The following is a 4,255-nucleotide window of genomic DNA, read 5'->3' as shown; positions in this document are numbered from 1 at the left end:
TGGCCGTCTCTATATCCGGGCACTCACTCCGACGCCGGGACAAACACCCGGATCAGGTGGGGAACCCGTACACCACTTCCAAGGACGCAACCTGGGCACTCTCGATCAGTTGCCGAACCAGCAGAGAAATTCGAGATACATTGAGGCTAAAGGATGCTGCCGTACTTGGACCGGCCGGAGTTGCGGCCGGGATGGCGCGCACCGGAGACGCGGCCGGAGCGGCGCTCCGATCCCTCCTGGCTCACTCGGCCGCCGCCATCGCGATCTGGGACACCGACCTGCGGTGCATATGGGTGAACGATGCTCTTGAGCACTACGACGGCATCCCGCGCGACCGCCGATTGGGCCGGCAGCCGCAGGAGGCGCTGGCAGGCGATACGGTCGAGATGGCGGCGATCATGCGGCGGGTGCTGGCCACGGGTGATTGCGTCACCAGCCGCGCGTACCACGTTCCGGCCGCCCCTCATGCTCCTCACGACGGGACGTTCCGGGCATCGATCTTCCGCTTGGACGACGCGGCCGGCCGCACGCTGGGCGTGTGCGTAGTGGTCCTGTTCGTCAGGGAGAGGATGCCCTGGGACGGGGACCGTCTGGCCGTGGTGAGCGAGGCCGGTGCCCGGATCGGGACAACACTGGACGTCGTGCGTACCGCGCAGGAGCTGGCCGATTTCACAGTACCGATGCTTGCCGACTACGTCACGGTCGACTTGACCGAGGCTGTACAACTCGGCGAGGAGCCACTGGAGCGGCACGGGCTCTCCGAGGGCCGCATACCGACCTTCCGGCGCGCGGCCAGAGCATCGATCCACACCGGGTCCCCGGAATCCCTGTGGACGCCCGGCGACGTCGTCTATGTCCCTCAGCCCTCTCCCTTCCTGCAGGTCTTGGCCTCGGGCCGCCCTTGGCTCGAGCCGATACTCGACCCCGCCCAACTGTGGCTGAAGAACGATCCGGCCCGAGCCGAAAAGATCCGCGACTGCGGCATGCACTCGCTGCTGATCCTTCCCGTCCTGGCTCGCGGGCTCCTTCTGGGTGTCACAGTCTTCGTGCGAACGGACAACCCGGTGCCGTTCGACGAAAGCGATCAGCTGTTGGCCGAAGAACTGGTGGCCAGGGCGGCTCTGAGCTTGGACAACGCCCGTCGGTACACCCGTGAACGGACACATGCCCTGGCCCTGCGCCGCAAACTCATGCCACGCCGGGTCAACGGCGGAGCAGCGATGGACGTGGTGGCACGCTATCTCCCCGCAGACGGCCAGGACAGCGTCGGTGGTGACTGGTTCGATGTCATCGAGCTGCCGCGCGGCCGCTTGGCACTCGTCGTCGGTGACGTCGTCGGACACGGTATCCACGCCGCCGCCACGATGGGCCAACTGCGCACCGCCGCACGCACGCTCGCCGAGCTCGATCTACCACCGGGCGAACTGCTGACCAGACTGGACCGCACGTTCATCCGGCTCATGGAGGAAGAGGAAGCCGGCGATCCCGTCCCGTCCATGGGGGCTACCTGCGTCTACGCAATCTACGACCCCGCCACCCGGAAGTGCTCGATAGCGCTGGCCGGGCACCCGCCGCCGGCCGTTGTCCATCCCGATGGTGATGTGCACTTCCCCGATCTGCCACACGGCACACCTCTCGGGCTCGGCATGACAGCCTACGAGGCCTCGGAGCTGCACCTGCCCAAGGGGAGTCTGATAGCTCTCTACAGCGACGGGCTCGTCGAACAGCGACACGAAGACATCGATGTGGGTCTGCGGAGGCTGAGCGAAGCTCTCAGGCTGCCCGCAACGTCTTTGCAAGATGTGTCCGATGCCGTGATCAACTCGCTGCCGAGCCACGCAGCCGGCGACGACGTGACTCTGGTACTGGCCCGCGGTCTCTGAGCCGCCCGCAAAGCTCACCCAGACGGGGCAGCGAGCACGGATCCTGACGCTCCCGCGAGCACCGTAGGCAGTCTCAACTGCTGCCGGGTACTCGAAGATCTTCCTTGGATCGTCGTTGAATACCTGGCGACCGGCGGCGTCCTGGGCGATGGACCGGTTGAACGCCACCTACGAGCCCCGGCGTGAGGTGCTGGCCACGAGCTGAGTGAGCGTGGTGGTCATGCCGGTACCGCCGCCGGCCTGGATCACCAGGTGGTCACCGGTGGCGAAGGCATGGCGGCCGCGATCTGTCCGTCAGCAGGCTTCAGCACTGTTGAGCGCCGAGACCAGACCCCGGTGAACAGTCCGGCGCCGACTTGCCTCAGCCCGCAACCCGCGACAGACACCCTTCAGGAGCCGGTAACGGAAGTGCCGGCAGCGACCACAGCCGAGATTCGCCGGATGCCGGCCAAAGGACGCCCAGGAACTTGAACGGGCCATAGAGGGCTCGCGGTAGACGTCGAAGACCCACGGCAACGCTGTCATGGCCGATGTCCGAGTTCCGGAGTTGCACCTCCTCACTCGCCGCTCATGCCGGCGGGCTGCGTCGTGATGACCTCGCAGGGCAGACGGTGACGTGAAGCGGGATACTGCCCAACTCGCAGGGCAGGCACGACCGAAGACGTGCGATCACGCGGACGGCAACCCGCGCGGGATCGCCGTCCGCGCGCACGTCAGGCGTTGGGGTCGAAAGGGATCCCGGACGGCTTGGAATTGGCGAGAGTGGAGTTGAAACGGGCGTCGTTGATCTTGATGGTGGCCGACCCGAAGTCCGCATTCATGAGCTTGTCGCGGAAGCCCGCCGGATAGCCCTCCCAGCCGACGAGACGGGGGTAGAACCAACCGCCGGTGACGTTCTCCGCGGGCTCGTCGTTGGTGTTGGCGAAGCGGAAGCAGTGGGTCGAGGCGCCGTCCTTGTGGTACACGATCTTGGGGTGGGTACCGTCGAAGCGGATCCCCGAGCGGGCGGCGATCTGGTAGCCGGAATGCTGGGACACCGAAACGTACTCGACCTGGTTGTTGTGGATCCAGACCACGACATGCTCCCAGTCGTGGGTGTGGCCGATGGCCGCAGGGCCGAGCGTGGCCTGGTCCTTCTCGAAGTAGCTGGCGTACACCACGGCGCACCAGTCGTTGTTGCACTTCTCGCGCGAGTACGTGTTGGCGTTGGCCAGCTGGGCGTAGTCGTGGCAATGCCCGTTGACGTCGCCACCCAGCTTCAGACCGGGATTGAGGGTGCCATCGGCGCCGATGGCAGCGGTGGCGTAGCAGCCGTCCCCGTCGTAGTCGTAGGCCGGGGAGAAGGACTGCTCCAGGCCGTCGGCGTTCTGCGGCAGCAGCTGCAGGACGGAGGCACTGGCCTCGGTGGGGAAGGCCAGGACGGCCATCGCACCCAGAGCGGTCGCCACGGCTCCCAGACGGAGACGGTTGGGGCGACGGGTAGTGGATGCCGTTCCAGCGGGATTCTTTCTCGCCGGCCCAAAACTGCGCACGAGAACTCCTCGACTCGAAAGGGGGCAAGAGGTCCCTATTGAGAATTCCCTGCCCGAGAACTGACGGCTCTATGTGACGAAGTGTCCGACACGCCGGAACCCGGTCGGCCATCTCCGGTGCTGCTTGCACTTGTTGACGCGCCGACAAGTTATACGAGCCCGATCCGACGGCACAAGCACGCATTTCCGCATAGCCATTTCCGACATGTCATGGATTCCGGTGAGGAGAAGAGCCGGAAAATTAAGTAGCGCCGTATATTGAGTGACCGACCGGCGCCCATGCGTGCGTCCCCTCGGCTGCCGGCGCCACCCCAGCCTCAGCCTGGCGCGGGCCGTCGGGCATGGATTCCTCGTCCGTCGTGTCGAGCGCCGCGTCCGGCGCCGCACCACACCCCCGCGCCCACGCCTGGCCGGGCACACCCCAACCCCCACCCGGGCGCCGCCGTCCTTGAAGCCCGAACGGCTGCTGGCTGCACGAGGCATGACGGTCACCCACCGCGAAGTGCCCGCCGTCCGCGAGGTCGACCTCGACCGCGGTCACTCCCCGACTGCGTCGAGGAGGACCTGCGCCAGTTCGCGCGGCTGGGAGAACATCGGCCAGTGGCCGGTGTCCATCTCGATCAGCTGCCAGTGCTCGCTGACCAGTAGCTTTGCCACGTCGTCGCTCGGCTCGGGGTCACCGAGCGTGCACTTGATGTACGTCGCCGGGAGGTCACTGAGCGGCCGTTCCAGCACGGCGGGTTCAGTTGTCGCGCGTCAGACTTTGTGGCAGGGCTCGTTTCTTGCGGGTCCTGTCCCGTGAAGGAGTCTGATCGATCATGGTGAGACCGCCGGCGGTGC

The 4,255-nt window shown here is 66.3% G+C and carries 2 protein-coding genes and 1 pseudogene; 1 reads left to right on the top strand and 2 read right to left on the bottom strand.

Features of this window, described 5'->3' with window-relative positions:
- Positions 1-191 precede the first annotated feature (191 nt).
- Entirely contained in the window at positions 192-1,883 is a 1,692-nt protein-coding gene (locus tag ACFW3D_RS41980) for a SpoIIE family protein phosphatase (RefSeq protein ID WP_500513745.1), read from the top strand.
- A gap of 713 nt (positions 1,884-2,596) precedes the next feature.
- On the opposite strand, the gene ACFW3D_RS41975 is transcribed toward ACFW3D_RS41980, so the two are convergent.
- Positions 2,597-3,310 carry an NPP1 family protein gene (locus tag ACFW3D_RS41975; protein WP_500513747.1) on the bottom strand — a complete coding sequence of 238 codons (714 nt, stop codon included), beginning with the start codon at positions 3,308-3,310 and terminating at the stop codon, positions 2,597-2,599.
- A 642-nt stretch (positions 3,311-3,952) separates the two neighbouring features.
- A pseudogene (locus tag ACFW3D_RS41970) lies at positions 3,953-4,162 on the bottom strand (alpha/beta hydrolase); the annotation flags it as partial.
- Between the last annotated feature and the right edge of the window lie 93 nt (positions 4,163-4,255).

The organism is Streptomyces sp. NPDC058864 (genome assembly GCF_042742985.1).
GTDB lineage: Bacteria > Actinomycetota > Actinomycetes > Streptomycetales > Streptomycetaceae > Actinacidiphila.
The sequence above is the reverse complement of the archived record's forward strand: the minus strand, read 5'-3'. Positions and strand labels throughout refer to the sequence as shown.

Bases quoted from the DNA above. Each gene is read 5' to 3' on its own strand.
- ACFW3D_RS41980 (WP_500513745.1), top strand. From the start codon at position 192: ATGGCGCGCACCGGAGACGCGGCCGGAGCGGCGCTCCGATCCCTCCTG.
- ACFW3D_RS41975 (WP_500513747.1), bottom strand. From the start codon at position 3,310: ATGGCCGTCCTGGCCTTCCCCACCGAGGCCAGTGCCTCCGTCCTGCAG.